This window comes from Paenirhizobium naphthalenivorans (assembly GCF_007992095.1).
Taxonomy (GTDB): domain Bacteria; phylum Pseudomonadota; class Alphaproteobacteria; order Rhizobiales; family Rhizobiaceae; genus Allorhizobium; species Allorhizobium naphthalenivorans.
Genome location: NZ_BJZP01000117.1, coordinates 1 through 818 on the forward strand (window position 1 = coordinate 1; position 818 = coordinate 818).

The 818-nt window shown below is 66.3% G+C and carries 2 protein-coding genes; both read left to right on the forward strand.

What is annotated here, in order from left to right:
- Positions 1 to 467, forward strand: a 467-nt coding sequence (locus RNA01_RS23435; protein ID WP_147182463.1) for a DUF1403 family protein, incomplete at its 5' end; no start/stop codon positions are given.
- Between the two features lie 2 nt (positions 468 to 469).
- A partial coding sequence (locus RNA01_RS23440) for an SMC-Scp complex subunit ScpB (RefSeq protein ID WP_147182464.1) occupies positions 470 to 818 on the forward strand: 349 nt, incomplete at its 3' end.

Sequence of the window (818 nt, forward strand, 5' to 3'; positions counted from 1 at the left end):
CCAACATCTGCGCCGCCCGGCCAGATGCCGAAATTTTGGCCTGGTGGCTGGCCGACCGCCTGCTCGCGGAAAAACTCGCCTGGGCGTGTGGCGTGCCGCTCACGATGGGCGAGCGTTATGGCGCAGCGTTCAAGACCATCGGTGGCCGCGGGCGGGTGCGGCCCGGGGAGCCCGCTTTCGCGCGGACGGTGTGCCTGGCGCTCGTGTCCGCCACGGTCGAGGCCTTGCGGCAGGCCAATGACATTGGCCGGCGTGCCGAGACATTGTTGGCGGTGGCGCCGAAGGTGCGAACCAAAGGCGCCGGCGTCGTCATCGAAAAGCTGCTCAACGAGGATGCCATGCCCGCCTCCGCGCCCGGCAGCCATCTCTCCCGCTGGGCGGCGACGCGATTGTTCGAGCGGCTGGAAAGTTTTGGCGCGGTGCGTGAACTGTCCGGCCGAACTTCGTTCCGGATTTTTGGGTTGTGACGATGGCGGGATTAAGCGCAACACGACGGAAGTCACGGCCGCAGGACGAAGTGTTGCTCGATCGCGAGCTCGAAGATCTGCCGCCGGAGCTGCGCTGGCGCGAATGGATGCTGCGGGTGGAAGCAGTGATCTTTGCCGCCGCCGAGCCGGTCAGCCGTGAGATTTTGGCGCGCGTGGTCGGTTGCGGCTGCAGCATCGATCTCATCATCGATGATTTGCGCGAGGATCTGCGGTCACGTCCCTATGACATCGTTGCGGTCGCCGGGGGCTGGCAGCATCGAAGCCGTTCGGCTTACGCGTCTGCGATCCGTGCCTCGCAGGCGCCAACGCGTAGCGTCGCCGCGTCGCTGT